14 protein-coding genes are annotated in these 18051 nt (G+C 46.6%); 3 read left to right on the top strand and 11 right to left on the bottom strand.

What is annotated here, in order from left to right; translation table 11 throughout:
- Window positions 1–17 precede the first annotated feature (17 nt).
- The 5 genes from dnm_RS07110 to dnm_RS07130 all read right to left on the bottom strand — a co-directional run bounded on the left by dnm_RS07110 (window position 18) and on the right by dnm_RS07130 (window position 8413).
- Window positions 18–3359 carry a cyclic peptide export ABC transporter gene (locus dnm_RS07110; RefSeq protein ID WP_207681984.1) on the bottom strand — a complete coding sequence of 1114 codons (3342 nt, stop codon included), beginning with the start codon at window positions 3357–3359 and terminating at the stop codon, window positions 18–20.
- A gap of 345 nt (window positions 3360–3704) precedes the next feature.
- Window positions 3705–3950, bottom strand: coding sequence for an acyl carrier protein (locus tag dnm_RS07115; protein WP_207681985.1), 246 nt, complete (start codon window positions 3948–3950; stop codon window positions 3705–3707).
- Window positions 3951–4171: 221 nt separating this feature from the next.
- Window positions 4172–5626: a class I adenylate-forming enzyme family protein gene (locus dnm_RS07120; protein ID WP_207681986.1), complete on the bottom strand. Its 1455-nt coding sequence runs from the start codon at window positions 5624–5626 to the stop codon at window positions 4172–4174.
- A gap of 5 nt (window positions 5627–5631) precedes the next feature.
- Window positions 5632–6777 carry an FAD-dependent oxidoreductase gene (locus tag dnm_RS07125; RefSeq protein ID WP_207681987.1) on the bottom strand — a complete coding sequence of 382 codons (1146 nt, stop codon included), beginning with the start codon at window positions 6775–6777 and terminating at the stop codon, window positions 5632–5634.
- Between the two features lie 733 nt (window positions 6778–7510).
- Window positions 7511–8413 carry an ISL3 family transposase gene (locus dnm_RS07130; protein WP_276571859.1) on the bottom strand — a complete coding sequence of 301 codons (903 nt, stop codon included), beginning with the start codon at window positions 8411–8413 and terminating at the stop codon, window positions 7511–7513.
- 993 nt (window positions 8414–9406) lie between these two features.
- On the opposite strand from dnm_RS07130, the gene dnm_RS07135 reads away from it, so the two are divergent.
- The 3 genes from dnm_RS07135 to dnm_RS07145 all read left to right on the top strand — a co-directional run bounded on the left by dnm_RS07135 (window position 9407) and on the right by dnm_RS07145 (window position 13607).
- A complete protein-coding gene (locus tag dnm_RS07135; protein ID WP_207681989.1) occupies window positions 9407–10294 on the top strand; it encodes a hypothetical protein in 888 nt (295 codons plus the stop codon).
- Between the two features lie 192 nt (window positions 10295–10486).
- Complete coding sequence (locus tag dnm_RS07140) at window positions 10487–11518, top strand: cupin domain-containing protein (protein WP_207681990.1); 1032 nt, start codon at window positions 10487–10489, stop codon at window positions 11516–11518.
- Window positions 11519–11624: 106 nt separating this feature from the next.
- On the top strand, window positions 11625–13607 hold the full coding sequence (locus dnm_RS07145) for a M48 family metalloprotease (RefSeq protein WP_207681991.1): 1983 nt from the start codon (window positions 11625–11627) through the stop codon (window positions 13605–13607).
- Between the two features lie 95 nt (window positions 13608–13702).
- Here the strand turns inward: dnm_RS07145 and dnm_RS07150 are convergent, their stop codons facing one another.
- The 6 genes from dnm_RS07150 to dnm_RS07175 all read right to left on the bottom strand — a co-directional run bounded on the left by dnm_RS07150 (window position 13703) and on the right by dnm_RS07175 (window position 18018).
- A complete protein-coding gene (locus dnm_RS07150) occupies window positions 13703–13936 on the bottom strand; it encodes a hypothetical protein (RefSeq protein WP_207681992.1) in 234 nt (77 codons plus the stop codon).
- On the bottom strand, window positions 13933–14193 hold the full coding sequence (locus dnm_RS07155) for a UPF0175 family protein (RefSeq protein WP_207683619.1): 261 nt from the start codon (window positions 14191–14193) through the stop codon (window positions 13933–13935). The genes dnm_RS07150 and dnm_RS07155 overlap by 4 nt, the downstream gene beginning before the upstream one ends.
- A 156-nt stretch (window positions 14194–14349) precedes the next feature.
- Window positions 14350–14490: a sulfotransferase domain-containing protein gene (locus dnm_RS31565; RefSeq protein WP_207681993.1), complete on the bottom strand. Its 141-nt coding sequence runs from the start codon at window positions 14488–14490 to the stop codon at window positions 14350–14352.
- Window positions 14491–14569: 79 nt separating this feature from the next.
- Window positions 14570–14953: a HEPN domain-containing protein gene (locus dnm_RS07165; RefSeq protein ID WP_207681994.1), complete on the bottom strand. Its 384-nt coding sequence runs from the start codon at window positions 14951–14953 to the stop codon at window positions 14570–14572.
- Window positions 14950–15270, bottom strand: a complete 321-nt coding sequence (locus dnm_RS07170; RefSeq protein WP_207681995.1) for a nucleotidyltransferase domain-containing protein — start codon at window positions 15268–15270, stop codon at window positions 14950–14952. The genes dnm_RS07165 and dnm_RS07170 overlap by 4 nt, the downstream gene beginning before the upstream one ends.
- Before the next feature lie 612 nt (window positions 15271–15882).
- On the bottom strand, window positions 15883–18018 hold the full coding sequence (locus tag dnm_RS07175; RefSeq protein WP_207681996.1) for a heavy metal translocating P-type ATPase: 2136 nt from the start codon (window positions 18016–18018) through the stop codon (window positions 15883–15885).
- Between the last annotated feature and the right edge of the window lie 33 nt (window positions 18019–18051).

The raw sequence follows: 18051 nt of genomic DNA on the forward strand, positions 1-18051 counted from the left end.
CTCGGATACAGCCAAATTTATCGAAGCGTTACCTCGGCAGCTTGTCCATAATCCATCCTCACAACGCGGTCCGCTATATGAAAATACTGGTCATGGTGTGTGACCGCGATCACGGCCTTTCCCTGATCCCTGAATTCCGGCAGCAAAGTTTCATAGAAATATGCTCTGAACTGCGGGTCCTGCTCGGCTGCCCATTCGTCAAACAGATAAACGGGGCGGTCTTCCATGATGGCTGCGACCAGAGCCAGCCGTTTCCTCTGACCGGCTGAGAGATCGGTGGTGGTGAATTTTCCGTGTTCAAATCTCACTTTCTCCGCTATTCCCATGCGACGGATCAGTCCGTTCACCTTTTTTTCATCAGGAGCCGGAATGCCGTACAGCCGGTCGAACAGGTGAAAATCGCTGAATATGACAGAGAAAAGATACCGATGCCTGCGGATGTCCGTGACCTGTCCGTTCAGCAGCAGCTGCCCGGCGGAGGGGGAATAGAGTCCTGTGACCAGCTTCACCAGCGTGGATTTTCCGCTGCCGTTGCCGCCGGTAAGAAAAATAATCTCTCCTGCCCGGAAGCTTAGATTCAGCGGTCCCACGAAAAACTGATGATCGCCCTGCCTGTCCTGATATCGAAAGACAATATCCTGACAGCAGAGTTCCCGGAAGGTTTCCCGTTCGGCCGCGGGAGCTTGGGAAACTATGTCCTGTTCGGCCGTCTCCAGGATACGCTCCGTCCTCTGCAACCGCCAAAATGATGTGAGGGCTATGAGAACCGTAGGAAGGGCCAACACGAATACATTGATAGGAAGAAAGCAGAGAATCCCGATGCATTGAAACAAGTCACCGGGCGAAATGCTGACAAACGGGAACAGGAGAGGAAGCATTCCCATGAGCACGGTCCACGCCACATAAACAAGCACGGTATTAGTCATCATGTATCGGGCCGATTTCAGCCTCAGTGACCGCAGGTCGGAACAAAGACTTGTCAGGGACTGACGAAAGAACGCGTCGTTCTTTCGGGCATTCAGGCGGAGTTCCTTGAACCCGAGGATCAGATGAGATACCGCATTATAAAAAGCGATCTCCCTCTCCCGGAGCTGTTCCGTGATATCCCGGATGCGGTACTGATTCCATACATAGACTATCGCTATCCCCCCGATGACGAACATTTCAGTCATAAACGCGGGAAAGGACAGGAACGCGAAATACGCGGTCAGGATCGCGGTTTTGACCGAAGTTCTTATGACCACGGCCAGTCTGAAAGACGCGTCGCTCATGGAATTGATATCCGTGGTCAGAGATGTGAATACCGGGCCTGCGCCCGCAGCCTCGAAAGAGATCAGCCCGATCTTACGAATCCGGTCAATAATTCCGATTCTGAAGCCTTCGCTGAATGCTTCGATTGTCTCCGCTACCGTCAGGTTAAAGTAGCGGGTTATGTAAAAGTCGGCCAGCATCACGAGAGCGAAAAGGAAAATCAGCCTGATATCGGAATATCCAGAAGGCAGACTGATCGCTCTGAACAGGATGTCTATTATGAGAGCAGATACGGCCCCGTCAGCCAGAGCCAGACATCCCAGTTTTACAGCGACGGACCTGATCTGTAAGCTATGGAACGGGCGTGTATCCAGATCATGTGATTCTGACGTATTATCAGCATCGGCCGGGTCGTGCCTTACGCGTTCTTCTTCATACCTTGATCCGCAGACACAGGACACGGGATCAGAGCCCTTCCTTTTCGGTTCTTTTCCAGAATGCTGGTCCTCTGATATTTTCCCGTCCTTTATGATGAGCAGGCGGTCAGCCAGGTGGTAATATCCGTCGTCATGGGTCACGGCAATCACGGTTTTTCCCTGTTTCTTCAGAGAGGGTAACAGTTCCTCATAGAACCATCGCCGGAAATCCGGGTCCTGGTCCGCGGCCCATTCGTCAAACACATAAACAGCTCTGTCCTCCTGTAAGGCAACCATCAAAGCCAGACGTCGCCGTTGCCCCGCGGACAAGTCCGTTGTGGTGAACCGGCCGTCCGCATACCTGGTCTTGCGCGTGAGCCCCATCATAGCGAGAAGTTCCCGGATCTGCCGTTCATCAGGTTCCTCAATCCCGTAAAGCGCGTCAAACAGGTGAAAATCACTGAAGACCGCTGAAAAGAGATATCTGTGATCGGACAGAGATGCTTCGTTTCCGTTAATCACCGCCCTCCCGGATGCGGGAGGATAAAGTCCTGTGAGTATTTTTACAAAGGTGGACTTGCCGCTGCCGTTACCACCTGCAAGGAAAACGATTTCCCCCGCTCTGACAGTCAGTGAAAAGGGACCGGCTGAAAAGCCTGCTGCTCCGTCAGCTTCGTAATAGATAAAAACAATATTTTCCAGAGTGAGGGTTTCAAAGGATCGGGAGCTGTCCTCCCGAGGATCACAGACGTAACTGTCAGACTGCCGAATATGGCGATCAGCAGGAGCAAATTGCCTCAGACGATCCAGGGATGCCTGTCCTCTGGTGATTCCAGGAACAGCAACAACGATTGTCCAGGACGGTTTGACCGTGTATAATGTACAGATCAGCAGTTGCACAATTACTTCGGATCCGCCAGATGAGGAGAGAAAAAACGCAACAGTGCCGACAAGAAAAGAAAAAGCAGTGTTCATACATACCATAAAATCAGTCTGGACATAGACGGTCCTGTACCGCAGTTGCTTTATTTTTCGGATAAACGGTACAAGATAATTGACAAATATATCCTCATTTTTCAAATAGTTGATCCGAATTTCTCTGAATCCGTTCAGAAAATGACCGAACACATCGAATAGGCGTTTTTCGGCTCCGGCAATTTTCAGAAACAGATCCCTGCCTATTTCCCGGGAGGCTTCGTTAATTAGCAGAATCAGCCCGCAGAGCATAAGGAAAAGTATCCCCGCGGACATGGAGAGACTGAATATATACAGCCAGAGGATGAATAAAGTGACCAGGCTTTGAAAACTCCTGACACTCTGAAGTGCGGCTTCGGCTATGGCTCGGGCCTCTCCCAGGCTCAGATGAATCTCGGCATGGTTCCGGCGCTCGAACTCAGGAAGCTCATCCCGGCGAAGGGTGTCGACAATTCCAAGGATCAGTTCTTCAAGAGCCTGTTCCGTCAGAACAGCGGTCCGGGATTCAGCGATCTGATATGTGAGAATCTGGATAGCGATGCTTCCGATCAGCAGAAATACCCAGATCATATAGCCCTGTCCCGCGACGATGTCCGCGGCCGCGTATATGATCAGCCCCGGAAATAACCCCGCCATCACACCTTGGATGACCGACATAATCAGGATAAACGCGGCTTGCTGCAGGGACTTTTCTGCCATAAATCTGAAAAATTCCATAAATGTATTTCTCACAAACTGCGGAAGTTCAATGGGATTTTTTAGGAAAATCAGCCCATATTTTGTTTAAAAATCGGGAGGTATCCTCGGTGATATTCTATAGATTTTCAGAAATTAAATTTCACAAAATACCCTTTGTAACTATTTGAAACGGAAGGAACTCAAATTCTGATTTACTGAAATTATTTTTCTGAACATCTATAACTAATGATGATTTGAAATCCCGTCAAGTGCTGCAAAGTATCGGGAAAGCCAGGAAGTCCGATCTCGCTGAAGATGAAAAAATGTATCATAAATGTCAGCCAAAAAAAATGTATCATAAATGTCAGCCAACTTGATGGCACCTCATCCCAACTTATTCCTCAGAAATGCCACCAATGCATTGACCGATTTGAAATGTTTGGGCACGATGTCGTTAATACCAAATTCAACCTGATAGTGTTGTTCAAAGTAGATGATCAAATTCATCATTTTGAATGAGTCAAGCGTACCTGAGTCAATCAGGTCATAGTCACCATCAAAACCTTCTGGTAAGCGACCACCAAGCGTTTCGTTGATAATATAGTTCCACAAAGTTTCCTGTATTTCCATGATTACTCTCATTTTAAAGGTGATGTAATTTTCCAGATTCCATAGACTAATATTTTGCTTGTCGGACAATTCAAAGACAATCAAGCGGCAGAGCTACGCGATGGGCAGTTATTATCTGAGATAATTGTGATTTTTGAAACAGTTATGCGTTCATGCATAATGCAGCAACTTGTAAATTCGTCCCCCCTGTTCGCTTGTACCAGCTTCGTTCAAGAATGGCATCATTTTTCCGGGTTGCGGTTCTTTTTTCCGCTTGCAGTGTAGGTCAAATGGTCAACCCATTGGAACCGCCCGGGTATTTTGTGACGGGTCAGATATTTCTTACAGTAAGCGATTAACTCGTTATCATCTGGCGTAGCTCTCCCTTCGGCCAGCACCAGATATGCCATAGCTGACATTCCCCATTGCCTTTCCTGAACAGCGAACACACAGGCTGCATGGATAGCAGGATGGTTCTCCAACACGGATTCCACCTCTTCCGGAAAAAATTTCAGACCGCCGATACTGATCATTTCTTTGATACGGCCGACAATATAAAGAAATCCATCCGCATCCAGTCTGCCGATGTCTCCCGTTCTGAACCAACCGTCATTTTGCCGGAGGATGGCATCACGGGATTGCCAAGGGAAATAATACGCATCCAACACCCCTTTTCCCCTGATGGTGATTTCTCCCTGCTCTTGGCCCTGTAGACAGTCAAGCCGCAGCTCATAGCCAGGCACCATCCTGCCGACAGAACCCTGTTTTTCTTTCAAATGGCTCACATTAATTGCAGGCAGGCCAAGTTCGATGATGCCGTAGGTTTCATTGAGGATACGCCCAAATCGTTTATAGAAAGCATCGGCGATTTCTGAACGCAGGGCTGTAGTAGTTACGATTGCAAGGCGCAATTCAGGTGGTAAAAGTGCGCCGGTGTCATCCTGAGTCATCAGGCTATAATGGATCGGAGAACCATATATAAACGTAGCCCTGTGGTCCGAAGCCGCTGTGAGCAACGTTACGCCGAAACTGTTTTTTGGCAGAATGATGCCGGCACCGAACATCAGATAGGCTACTATGGAGACCGCAAAATGGTAGTCCATGGACAGCAACCACAGGATACGATCATTTTCACTGATCTGTAAGACTTGATTGGCCGCATGGATACGTTCATAAATGGACCTATGAGATAAAACCACGCCCTTTGCATCACCAGTTGTGCCAGACGTAAAGCGGATAAACGCAGGGTTGATGTCAGCCAAGTGGGAAGGTGCTTCGCAGACTGTATCAACCTTGGCAAAGACAGCTTGACGCGTGAGGGATAAGATGGCCGGTCGGACAGACGCTCTGATCTGATCCAGAATATTTGCACCGGATATGACACCATCCATATGGATATGTTGGAATATTTGTCGTTTTTCCGGGACCGTCAACTCAAGCGGCAACGGTGTGACACATGCACCGCAGTTCCAAATGGCATATACAAAGGCAATATAATCACGTCCGCCCCGATAATGCAACCCAATATTGCTACCCCTGCCAACCCCCGCATCTCTGAGTCGTTTTGCCAGCAATCGAATCTCTTCACGAAATTCGGAATAACTTGTCCGGTCCTCTGCACCCGGACCCAATATGAGCGGATGATCAGCTTGTTGTTCCGCTTTTTGAAAAAAGCATTCTGCCAGATTCAGTTTCATCTAATTTAATACCCCAAAATGTTTTTGCCAATAGCTTCACCCATTGCCCAGCAAGCGCCGACAACGCGGGCTGAGGCTTGGGCACGTGGCGTTGCGGAAAGGCATTTTCCGGCTGCCCACAGGTTTGTGAACCCTGATACCTGCATACTACTCAACGGAATGTCATAATAATGGCCTTCCGGCAGGTATTCCAAGGTTATTCCCTTTTGGGGATGCCAGTGTTCGATTGGCCAACAGGCTCGACAGGCAACATCAGCAAACCGTCTGCCCATCTTAATATCTGTTTCCGTCAGACAATACTCCCCTTTGATTCGCCCGGCATCACGGGTACCTATCTGGCCGTGCCTATTTATAAATGCTCTGCCAAAACCTGGTAATGCATGAAGGAAGTTCAGCAGCCGTTTGGCGACACACCTCATATGGGCTGTGTCATAATCTTCTGGCATTACGTTGAATTTCACATAAACCTCATCGGGATAAACTCCTGTGTCCAGCCACAGGGTCGAACACTCTGGTGGTAATTTATGATCATTCACTGCCTTGCGGATTTCTCTTAACAGGGCAACACCTTTGGGAAACCGGAGTGCATCGGAGGCAATGCCCCGAAGTTGCACGATGAAGCCTCCCAAAGCCATGCCGTTGGCAACTAATTCTGTATCAATATGCCGGACAATACTGGCATTGCCTGTCGTATCAACCAGCGCACAGGGTCGTAACGTGCGGGATTTGCCGTTACAGGTGACACTGACTTGTTCAATCTGTTCCGCATGAACAGAAACATTGATGATATTTACCCGGTAACTGACATCAATATTAGGCGTCGCTTTGATCCAGTCTGTAATTACATTTGTGTAAACTACCGGATTAACATCTAAAACCCAAGTTTTGCCGATACGTCGTTTGCGTGTGTGCGGACAGGCACGACTTAGCCGTTTTGTGAGTTCTACCGGTAAACCGGTATTGAGAAAATTACCCTGGTCATCAAACAAACCGCCCAAGGTATGAATCAGTGACCGGGTCACCGTGCCGCCAACTTCTGTAGTTTTCTCCAGCAACATGACATTCATGCCTTGTGCAGCCGCTGACAGGGCACAACTTACCCCCGCTGCACCGCCTCCCACAATGACAACAGGGTTACTATGTAAGAGCATTCGATTCTCCCTAATAGACATTCCGCACCCGGGAAAGCCTATCTTATTGAAAAAGCATTAATATTCTTTCGTATTCTGACGATTTTGTCAGCGATGACGGAAAGGAGAGAGATTTTCTCCGCCCATTCGGTGAAACATCTCACTCTCTGTGAAAAATACGTTCTACTCACGGCCCCGTAGCACTCCCACAGCCCTGTGACGACCTCTTGATAAATTTCTCCGAATTTCTTTTTTGTCCAGTTCCGGATGCTGATGAACATATAAAGGAAGCACAGAATCAGCGTGACAGACGGAAAAAGGTTTTCCTATCCGTTTACGGTGGCTTTCCATCCGTCGGTATTTACGGTTTCGGGAGAATAATTGGGATCGATGCTGAAAAGAGAGGCACATTCCAATCATTTTTTGTTCATAAGAATTTCCTCCTTAATGCCGGATTAACGATTAATGTTTATAGCGAATCTAAGATGTTGTCAATGAAAAAAAGTGCCCTCCCCAGGGCAATCGCATCAGATTTTTAAAGATTACATAATGTCTGCCTGTTATTATTAAAACTGAATAGTTAAGTACCCGGACAAAAGTTTTCCGGTAAGCCGATTCAGGGGGCTTCGCTGATAATTCTGGCTGAAAATATAGGCTCTCTGGTAATTCGTGTTAAAGCTTTTTATAATATAAAATAGTCAGTTACCGTATTTAGCAGCTCTTTGACAATTCATTTTCATTGTTCTCATTATTATTAGGCAAACAAAGAATATCCTTTCAGATCGAGAAATATTCTTCGGAAGAGATTTTCAATATTCGTAATACCGTAACACCGCCGTTTTATCACTTTTATTTTATTATTCAGTCCTTCCGCGAAGCCGCCTGTCTGTCGGTCAGTAAAATAATTTATTATCTCATTATTACGTTTTTTTAATGTTTTAAGAAAGTTATCAAAACAGTCAAGCCCGCTCGCTCCGACCCGTATTTTCCATATCCTGATTTTTCGCTTCGCTTCGCTCTTTGAAATATCCTCTTCGAAAATATCCGTGAGTTCCTTACAGAAATCGTAAGCGAGTTCCAAGACGGGAGAATGTCCGAACAGACGTTTCAGAACTTCCTTTTCCTCATCGCTCAGTTTCTCCTTTTTTTTCCGCAATGCCCACATTGCTCCTTTTAATTTCCCGTATTCTTTTTCCGACAATTCCTTTTTCAGACGCCTCATCTCCTTTTTGCGAAGTCCCTCAAAGTCTTTTCGGTACAACTTCGCGACATGAAAACGGTCTGCTATGATTCTCATTCTTTTTCCGAAAACCTCCTTCGCCGCATTGATAAAACCCTCGTACATGTCCGAGCATACTCCCCTGATCGTCTTCCTCAGCCTTTTCGGAATCGTTTTCAGAAATTTCCTCACGGTTTCCTTTTTACGGTCTCGGAGAACTGCCAATATTACTGTTTCTCCTTCTGTGAGCGATGTCACAATCGTCACAAAGTCCTTATGACCCTTTTTCAGAGAAATCTCATCAGTTCCTATGATATCGATTCTCCTTATTTCGTCCCACTTTACTTCGGCATTAATCCGACGGCTGATAATTCCCGTCACCGCCTCGTATCCGAGATTTTCCTTAACACTCACATCTTCTGCTGTGCTGTTAACCATCTGAAATAATATATGTTTCTCATATTTTTGCCGGACGGGGTTTGCAACCCCGTCCGGAATATTTTCCGGATCGCCGCCCGCAAACGTTTCGGACGGGGTTGCAAACCCCGTCCGGCAGATCACAGGTTAATAAAAACAATGAGTTACGATCTTAGCCTGATGCATATGGGGCTTTCCCGGCCTCCCCTAAATCCGTTATAATCAGGAAGCGTTATCGTTTTTCCTAACACCTAACACCTAACACCTAACACCTAACACCTAACACTTAACACCCAACACCCAACCCCAACACCCAATACCTAACACCTAACACCCAACACCCAACACTTTCATATAAATTGTCTTGTAAATCCGGTGCATACTTGTTAAGAACAAAACGACAGGGTTTCTTAACAAGGACTGAACCGCTAATGAATAGTCCGCTAAATAAAATACTGTTAATATTACAGAATAAGCAGATCGAAAAATTTTCAGGCTGTCGCGGGGCGGACACGACGGGCAGGGGGAGAAACCCGGCTTTTTCCGGCCGGGGAGAAACTTTTTCCGGGAAAAAACCCCGGGTTTCTTTGTTATTCCCCGGGCAGGGGGAGAAACCCGGCTTTTTTCGGCCGGGGAGAAATTTTTTTCGGGAAAAAACCCCGGGTTTCTTTGTTATTCCCCGGGCAGGGGGAGAAACCCGGCTTTTTCCGGCCGGGGAGAAACTTTTTCCGGGAAAAAAACCCGGGTTTCTTTGTTATTCCCCGGGCAGGGGGAGAAACCCGGCTTTTTCCGGCCGGGGAGAAACTTTTTCCGGGAAAAAAACCCGGGTTTCTTTGTTAACGCTCATGAAAAACCCGGGTTTTTCGCTCCCAGTTATGAAAATATTTTCAGATAAAAAACCCGGGTTTTCAGAATGTATTTTCACGGTAAAAAATAACAAAGATTTCCGATAAAAAAAACTCGCACTTGGAAACCTTTCTCATTAACTGCCTGAATATCAAATCGGATATCGCCATGTCACAAAAAAAGCAAAACAATCTGATTCGGCGGCTTTGCGGGGGAATAAACAAACGCTTTGCCGGATGTTCCTGTAACAATTATGAACGATCCACTACTCAATGTCGGTTGCTCAGAAAACATCGCATGAATGAATTCTGGGAAAAATGCCGGGGCGAACCCTTTACAATGATGTACGACACTGTAACAAAAATTACAAATACATTCAGGCTGAAATATCCCTCCCTTCATATCAGCGAAGTCATAGATATTGACATTAAAGACATTGTCACTCGTCTGAAAACATATCATCTGAAAGAAGAATTTACCATAATTGCCTGGCGTAACTACATGCACAAGACAGTTTACAGGGAGATCAAGGGCTATCTGATTAAAAAAGGGTGGCTGCCGAGGGTGAACCAATGCGGAACCTGCAAATATTTTCCCGAATCAGAACCATATATATGTCCAAAAAACGGAAAACAAAGAAAAAAAACAGATGGCACCTGTGAAAAATATAGTCAGAAGCTCGGTATATTCATATCAATAAACGGATATGGCCATGATGATCAGAAAAACAATGCCCACCTATCAGATAAGTTTCAATATAATGATGAAACCCCTGAAACAATCCTGGAAAAGAAAAATGATCCGCTGTTAATGATAAAACATGCGCTGTGCATGAGAATTGACACGGCATCGCCAGAGACCAAGCAGCGGGCAAAATATCAACGGCAATATGAAGTTTTTATAAGTCTTTTGCATTTGCTTTCTGAGGGCGTTCCAATGAAAAAAGCTCAGAAGACCCTTGCAAAACAAAACAGCGTGGCCGCGAAGACAATTCAACGAGATATTTCTGAAATCAGAAAATTTCAAAAAAAAATGTCTTCTGAAGCTCGAATCTGACATTATATATAAGTACCTGAGCAAAAATTTTTTATACATTTTTTTCTGTGATCGGCCGAGAAACCCGGCTTTTTTCGTCAGAGGAGGCGAATCATTCCGGAAAAAAAACCCGGGTTTCTTTCCCGGACAGATATTGAAAACTTATGGTTAGGTACTTATTAAAGAGGTTACCACAACACAAGGAGCGCCGACATGAAAGAAAACAGGACAGATTTAAAAGACTGGTTGGAAACAGATGACGATTTTCTAGAGTTTTTAGAGCAGGAAGCGCAGTCAGATAACTATAAGTCATTGAAAAAAGAAGCTGAGGCGGGTCCTCATCCCACAGAAGACATGCTTTATGATTATGTTTTAGATGTCCTTGACCATAATGCGGCCAAGGCCGTAAGAAATCATATTTTATTTTGCGGGGAGTGCGCCCGGGAATTGCTTCGGATAAGGCTGATTGAAGAAGCCTCAGAGAATGCGTTCCTGAGCTGGCTCGATACCCCGTGTCTCTCAGACCGATTGAAAAATTGGGTTTTCAGATTCAGAAAACTCCTTGTATCCGGGCTTTGTGTGGCAACAGTCAGCGGAATTATTGTTTTTCATATTTTTCCATCTTTGCCAAGACTTATCAGCAAATCGTATGAAACAGCATTCATTGAAAACATACGATTCAGCCCGGATGATCTTAGAAAACGCCCTGTTCTTCCATGGCAGGAGCCAGGCAGATATTATGGCTTTGCTTCTTCAGACCGGTATGCGCCTGCAAACCGGGCTTTCGGAGCCGGCCTGTGGCAGGGCAGTCAGGCCATGACAAAAGGAGAAAAAGCACTGACCCTGCCTGAGTTCTTCTCCCCGGGCTGGCAAGGCAGCGGAGATCATATGGAAGAAGATGAGTGGCCAGATACGCCCTGGGCTGTTTATTATTCCCTGGGCCGGTGGTGCTTTCTTGTGCAGGCAGTTTCCCTGTCAGATGAGGAGATTCCCCATGAGTTTTGGGAAAAGCAACGGAAAATTTTGGGTGAGATGCGGAAAGCCTTTTACAACCTCCCTGATACATTCAAGGATAAAAGAGCTGACAAAATTATAGAAAAAGTCCTGGCACGTATCGAATCTGACTTGAAAACTCCCGAAGGCACTTTTCCCGGTAAAAAAAAACGTCAGGCAATTGCCTTTCAGACAGAGCATCTTATCAAATATCTGAGTCCCCGCCATATTCCCCAGCGTGAAAAGGAATAGGCAGGGTTATGAAAAAATTATTTCGGTACAAGAAGACCTGCGAGGTTTTGAAAACCTCGCAGGTCTGATGCCAACTTTTGTCACATTTGAAAGAAAGGAATGAGCAATGAAAAAACTGACATTGACGACTCTGTTTTTTCTCGGGTTTTTTATGATGATAATATCAGGATGCGGTCATCGGGAAATTCTCTCAGACGACCGAAGCGATCAGTGTAAGGAAGCTCCGGCCCGGATCGCTCCTGAGAGCAGCGGAGCAGATAAAAAAAAACATCCCCCGTCAGGTCTCGCTTTTGCCTCTCCGGAAACAGCGACACCCGCCTCACCCCTTTCAGAGCAGAAAGAACACATCACCTGGCTGCTTGAGATGTATGGCGAATTAAAATCCCATCCAAATCTTTCAAAAGCAAAAACCGTGTTTGAACGGGTCCTGTCAGCAGCCGACAAGCGGGCCAGCCGTCTCCCAAATCTGATGATTATCAAGGAAGCAGATGATCCCTGGGCCATGTGTCTGGAACACGGAACCATCATCCTCACGCAGAAAGCACTGGAGATTTGTTATCAGGGAGTAAACCAGGCAACCGGAGATGCCCGTCTGGCCTTTATCCTCGGTCATGAAATGGCGCATCTGGCAAAAGATGACTTCTGGGAATGGATGGCATTTGAAACCGTGAGGAAATTTGGTTCTGATGAAAGGGCAGTTCAGGAAATTCTCAGGTGCCTTGCCGGCCCCGGGGAGGGCAAAGATACGGCATACACCCGGGAGATCAGAAAAAATAAGGAGTTGCAGGCGGATGAGTACGGACTTTTGTATGCGTCCATGGCCGGGTATGATCCCAAAGCCATTGTGGATACCAAAGGAAAGAATTTTTTTCAGGAATGGGTGAATCAGATTACCGGAAAAGTCGCGTACACGGATAAGGACCATCCTGAGCCTGAGGAGCGGGCAGCGTTTCTGCTTTCCTATATGAAATCTGTAAACAATGATCTGATCTTATTTGACATCGGTGTGCGCCTGTATCAGCTGGGAATGTATCATGACGCGCTGCGATTTCTGGAGGCGTTTCAAAAAAAATTCCCCTGCCGGGAGGTTTTTAATAATATCGGGCTGATTCATTATCAGATGGCGATAAAGGCGTTGAGCAAATTTGACCGGGAAAAAGCATATCAATATAAGCTTTCAACCCTTTTGGATACGGAGACAAGAGCAAAAAAATTCAGAAAAACCCGTGATTCGGAAAAGAAGTTCAGGCAGGAGATTCGGAAGGCCATACGAAATTTTGAATATGCCTGCCAAAAAGACAGCCTTTATGTGCCTGCCCGTGTGAATCTCTCATCCGCCCTTATTATCAAGGGAGAATATTCCAAAGCCATAGGATTTCTGGAGGAGGCCTTAAAGCTTAAAAAAGATGATCCCTCGGGTCTGAATAATCTCGCGGTCGCCAGATACCTGGACGCGCTGAACGCCTCCTCCGGTGTGAAGATGTCTGAGAATCGGCGGGAGGTGTTGAAAAATTTAATGGCAGAGGAATCCGTTGACAGTTTGAGAAAACTGGTCCGCGAGCATGAGAATTTTCCTGATGCTTACTACAATTTGGCGCGTATTCTGACAGAACTCGGAGAAAACACGGAACCTGAAAACCTATGGAAAACATTTCTGAATTTGGAGCCTGCGGGTATCTATGCCCACAGAATAAGGGAGAGGATAGGACTTGCTGTGTCAGAGGCTCCCAAAGTTCAGGCTCGGGGATTCGGGAAAAATATGCGTGTGAGTCTTGGCGCATTTGATGAGACATCAGAGAAGCAACTCGCGAACATTCCCAAACACTCTTTTAAGCTGGAAAAGGTTTCCGGTGATTTTTATTCGGGAAAGGACTTCCGGGTTCTGGTCCTGGAGGGCGAAGTGGAACTGGTGGAAAGCGCTGTAAAAGAACAAAACAGCCAGGCAGATATAGTTTCAATGTACGGGCAGCCGGACCGGATGTTTACTGCCATTTCCGGTAAAAAGATTCTTGTTTATGAGAACTTTGCTGTGGATATAAAAGACGACATCGCAACAACAGTGGTGTATTTTAATAAAAATCAGATTTAGAAACCGAGGTGTTCAAAATCTCGGACGTGTTCGGCAGCGCGAGCCGTCCGCCCGCCACAGGGATTTCATATACTCGATGTTCAAGTTTTTTTCTGTCATTCCTGCGAAAGCAGGAATCCACTGCTCCCGGAAGCGTGGCACCGCTCTGAAATGGATTCCTGCTTTCGCAGGAATGACAGGCTTTTTGTCCGAACCGGGTCAGAAAACTTGAACATCGAGATATAAGAAAAGGATTGAATGATTATTTTTCCAAACAGATACGGCAGCACGCGTATTGCGTCAATAAGCGTGAGATAATTAAGTACCGATGTATCCGCTATAACTTTCATCCAAGAGCCTCTTCAAACAACTTGTCAAGTGTTTTCCCATCCTGCTCGAAATCCTCCTCTGTGTATCCGTAACAATGATGCTTCTTGAGAAAAGCATCCGTCTCCCACCGGGAAGTATGCCCGAGCAGTTCTCCGACCTGAAAGGCTGTGAGTTCGCGAGTACGATATTTCCAGATGGCCAATGCCTCTCTGAATTGCTGGGAGACATCTGCTGACCTTTTTTCTAATTGAGTTGCTATCGTATCAGGAATGGTAATTGAATATTACATATATCCTCCTGTTTTTCAAAGTAATTTCTTGTTCTCAGAATTCATCTGCGGCAGCTTGCCGTATCTCATTGGGAAGCAGGAGATCGTCATTGTCTTCTGTTAAGGGATTGATCCCGGCACGAAAAGGCAAATCGCCATGTATCCTTATCTGGCCAGATATTTTTTCCGTATTTCATTTTCCAGTTTTTTCAGCAGATCATTGAAATGCACAAAGAGAATGTTCGGGAGGTGCCGAAAGTTCCACCAGAATTGAATGGAATGAAGGCATGACCAGAAGGGGAACATACCTCATCCGTCGGGTACTGTCCAGATGATGGTTCTGATAGGTATGGATAATGCGTGGCAATTCGTGTTTGTTAAACTGTCAGATGGTTCTGATGATAATTTCAACGAACGCTTCTGATTGTCTCATCCATTGTTTGACAATGTCTTCGTCAACGCTGAAGAAATCCTCGTAATCGCTTTGCTGTCTGTGTTTGAAAAGAAGATTATATAATCTGCCGTATTCTTTGGGGATAATCCCGGTTACAACAAACTCTCTGTTGAAATAAGCTTGTACGCCGGTATGTTTTGATAAGGAAAACCCGTTTTTTAACAACAATGCGCTTACAGCGTAAAAACACGCATAATACAGGCGGTTTATACAGGTTTTCCAGTGGTCCGTATTTGCCATGACCTGGGCTTCTTCCAAAGCCTCTTTTGCTCTGTCCGGACGATATCTTATCAGATCATCCTGAGAATGTGTCATATCGGAATGCCTTCATTGATGACATTCTGATAAAAGGGTGTCAGCTGCATTAGCGGCCGGTTCCATTCATCTCTCGTGTGAATGACCGCGCTGATGATTTCACCGGTTTCCAGCTCTATTTCGAATATCTTGTTGTGAATCTCTATTTTTTCGTTCTGGGTCAGGTTTTCCTCTGTCACGACAAGAATATCCCAGTCGGAAAAAGCATCTTCCTGCCCTCTGGATCGGGAGCCGTAAAGAATGATTTCAGATGAGGGATAATCCGAGGTGATGACGGATTTTATTTTTGGTAATAATTTTTTACCGTGAAAATACATTCTGAAAAGCCGGGTTTTTTATCTGAAAACATTTTCATGACCGGGGGCGAAAAACCCGGCTTTTTCATGAGCGTTTATTATTCATTCTGACCTCGTATATTTTATATTCATAAAATAAATTAAGATATTAATATAGATTTCACAGATTGTAAAGAGATAATTTCCGAAAAATGCCTGAATCGAATCCTACAGAGTGCCAAAGTTGCAGTGATCTGCTTAGAAATCACTGCCAAAGAAACACTTTGTAAATTCGTCCCCTTTATTCTCCCGCCGGATTGCCAAATCCGGCGGCTTGGATTTGTCAATCCAAGCCGAGCGAACGGGTGACACATGAAATTCGATCAGAAATTTTTGTACCACAGATGCGAAACGGTTCTCCCCCTTTTTTAAAGGGGGCGGAAGGGATTTACGGCGTAACCCGCTGAAAAAGGGGGGAGGAATTTACCGCATTTACCGGTATATTTATTTCTGGAAATCACCTAAACTCCGGAGGCTGGTCAATATGACAACGGATTCCGGGATTAACCGGATATTCCCGGATCTGCCGGATATATCCGTTTCATCCTCTTATCCGATGTCATATTCCAGGTTCCGGATATCCGTTTCATCCTTTTATCCGATGTCATTTTTCCGCTCCATCCCGGAATCCGTTATAATCAGATCCTCCTCCGGCAGAGAGCGGATCGAGTTTGCGATCCCGAGCGTCAGTCCGCTGTAATAAAAGATCATGGCAGCGTAAATGCCGAAATGAAGCAGAAACACGCCGCCCGTGCAGATGATGTTGGGAACCAGCGATATTATCAGATTGGTTTTCTGATTCTTGTCAAACTTCCGGGACATGTCCGAAATTCGGATGAGACCGCCCAGGTTTTCATCCATGAGAACAATCTGGGCCGCATCAATCGCGGCAGTTGACGCGCCGCGCAGGGACACGGACACATCCGCTTTTTTCAGCGCCACGGAATCATTGATGCCGTCGCCCACAAAACACACGGTTTTGCCTTCCCGCTGCAACTGTTCCACAATTTCCGATTTCTGTCCCGGCAGTGTCTCGGCAAACCATTCGTCAATCTCCAACTCCTGGGCCAGGGCCCGGGTCGGGGCTTCCCGGTCTCCCGAAATGATGTATGTTTTTATGTTCTGCTGCCGGAGCCTGCGGATCACCTGCTTTGCCTCGGGCCGCGTTGTCGGATGAAGCTCGATTGCGCCTGCCAGTTCTTTGTCAGCCGAGAGCATGACCAGAGAGCATCCCCGGGCGCCGCATTCTCTCTCAAGGGCTTTGATCTCATCCGGGACCGGAATATCCTCTGCTTCCATGAAATGCCGGCTCCCGACCCTGATGATCTGATCCCCCAGGCTCACTCGGATGCCGTAGCCGATTTCATAAAAACGATCTCCGGGATCCGGCAGGCTCAGGTTCCTGCTTCGGGCGGCTGACAGAATGGCTTTGGCAACCGGATGGGTCTGCCGGTGTTCGGCGGCCGCGGCATAGGTGAGAACCCTATCCTCGGAGAGTCCGTTAAGCGAATGAATCTTTTTCACGAAAGGCTGATCCAGCGTCAGGGTCCCTGTTTTGTCAAACACATAAGCATCTGCCTCAGTCAGTTTTTCCAGCGCATGACCGTCTTTGACAAGAATACCGCCCCGGGACGCGGTATTGAGAAAATTCAGGGTGCTCAGAGGGCCGATGACTCTCATGTTGGCTCCGATGCAATCGAACAGAATTGCCACAGCACCGCGGGTTCCCACAAGCAGATACGCCAGCCCGCTCAGACCGAGGGTCGGAGGGACGAACTGATCAACAATCTTCTCTGCTTTTGATTCGGAAACGGTCTTGTGCGCGATGGTGCGGTTGAGAATTTCCCCGATCTTTGCCGCGGCCGTTTCCTGTCCTGACTTCTCCACCCGTATGTGAATGCTTCCGGACAGCAACAGGGTCGTGGCAAACACCTGATCGCCGGTTCTTTTCTCCGCGGGCACGGATTCGCCGGTCAGTGCCTGCTGACCCACAAAACCCGTCCCTTTTTCAACGGTACCGTCTGCCGGAATGATTTCACCGGCATTCACCACCGCTATGTCCCCGGGCCCCAGTTGTTCAAAGGGTATCTCCGTCTCGGTGCCGTCTTTCAGTACCCACACAGAACCGGAATGCCGGCTGAATACATCAATGAGTTTTTTCTGAGAGCAGTCTTTTGTCTGGAGGAGAAGTTTTCGGGATATCATGGCTAGAAAAATGGTCATCGGGTTTACAAAAAAATATCCTGCAAGCACCATCCATGTCACACCGACACTGTCCAGCGCGGCTATTCCCACCCGTCGCTTTCTGACAAGGGACTGATAAGCATCATTATAGCGATCTATTAAATAACATGCAATGCCCGGAAGGGTGGCAAGCAAAAGCGGGGGATAAAATATCTGGGCGACGAGAGCCAAACCCATGTTCGCACATGCTACCCCAAGGTGCCGGTTCAGCTTTTTTTCCTGTTCTGAAAGATTCTGGGCAGAAGAGAGTGATTTCAGTTGCCGGTCACGCGTATTGCCGAAGATCGGGTCAACTTTGTTTTTTATGAAGAGCTGATAGGTTGTTTCCAATTCGGAAAGACTCGGAAGCTTTTCTGCATCTTTTTTTGCATCCGGGGTGTCAGCCGCATCAGACTCGGTTTTCTCTTTCAGCTTTTCCCGGAGCTTTTCGATTATCACCGAGCCTTCATAAAGAACGAATGAAAAAAGACAAATTTCTATGAACATAATGGGCTCTTCTTTGAATTTTCGCGTGTTTAC

It is taken from the genome of Desulfonema magnum (assembly GCF_017377395.1).
GTDB lineage: Bacteria > Desulfobacterota > Desulfobacteria > Desulfobacterales > 4be13 > Desulfonema_C > Desulfonema_C magnum.

Bases quoted from the DNA above. Each gene is read 5' to 3' on its own strand.
- dnm_RS07165 (WP_207681994.1), bottom strand. From the start codon at position 14,953: ATGACACATTCTCAGGATGATCTGATAAGATATCGTCCGGACAGAGCA.
- dnm_RS07150 (WP_207681992.1), bottom strand. From the start codon at position 13,936: ATGAAAGTTATAGCGGATACATCGGTACTTAATTATCTCACGCTTATT.
- dnm_RS07130 (WP_276571859.1), bottom strand. From the start codon at position 8,413: ATGGTTAACAGCACAGCAGAAGATGTGAGTGTTAAGGAAAATCTCGGA.
- dnm_RS07175 (WP_207681996.1), bottom strand. From the start codon at position 18,018: ATGTTCATAGAAATTTGTCTTTTTTCATTCGTTCTTTATGAAGGCTCG.
- dnm_RS07170 (WP_207681995.1), bottom strand. From the start codon at position 15,270: ATGTATTTTCACGGTAAAAAATTATTACCAAAAATAAAATCCGTCATC.
- dnm_RS31565 (WP_207681993.1), bottom strand. From the start codon at position 14,490: ATGTTCCCCTTCTGGTCATGCCTTCATTCCATTCAATTCTGGTGGAAC.
- dnm_RS07145 (WP_207681991.1), top strand. From the start codon at position 11,625: ATGAAAAAACTGACATTGACGACTCTGTTTTTTCTCGGGTTTTTTATG.
- dnm_RS07140 (WP_207681990.1), top strand. From the start codon at position 10,487: ATGAAAGAAAACAGGACAGATTTAAAAGACTGGTTGGAAACAGATGAC.
- dnm_RS07115 (WP_207681985.1), bottom strand. From the start codon at position 3,950: ATGGAAATACAGGAAACTTTGTGGAACTATATTATCAACGAAACGCTT.
- dnm_RS07110 (WP_207681984.1), bottom strand. From the start codon at position 3,359: ATGGAATTTTTCAGATTTATGGCAGAAAAGTCCCTGCAGCAAGCCGCG.
- dnm_RS07120 (WP_207681986.1), bottom strand. From the start codon at position 5,626: ATGAAACTGAATCTGGCAGAATGCTTTTTTCAAAAAGCGGAACAACAA.
- dnm_RS07125 (WP_207681987.1), bottom strand. From the start codon at position 6,777: ATGCTCTTACATAGTAACCCTGTTGTCATTGTGGGAGGCGGTGCAGCG.
- dnm_RS07135 (WP_207681989.1), top strand. From the start codon at position 9,407: ATGTCACAAAAAAAGCAAAACAATCTGATTCGGCGGCTTTGCGGGGGA.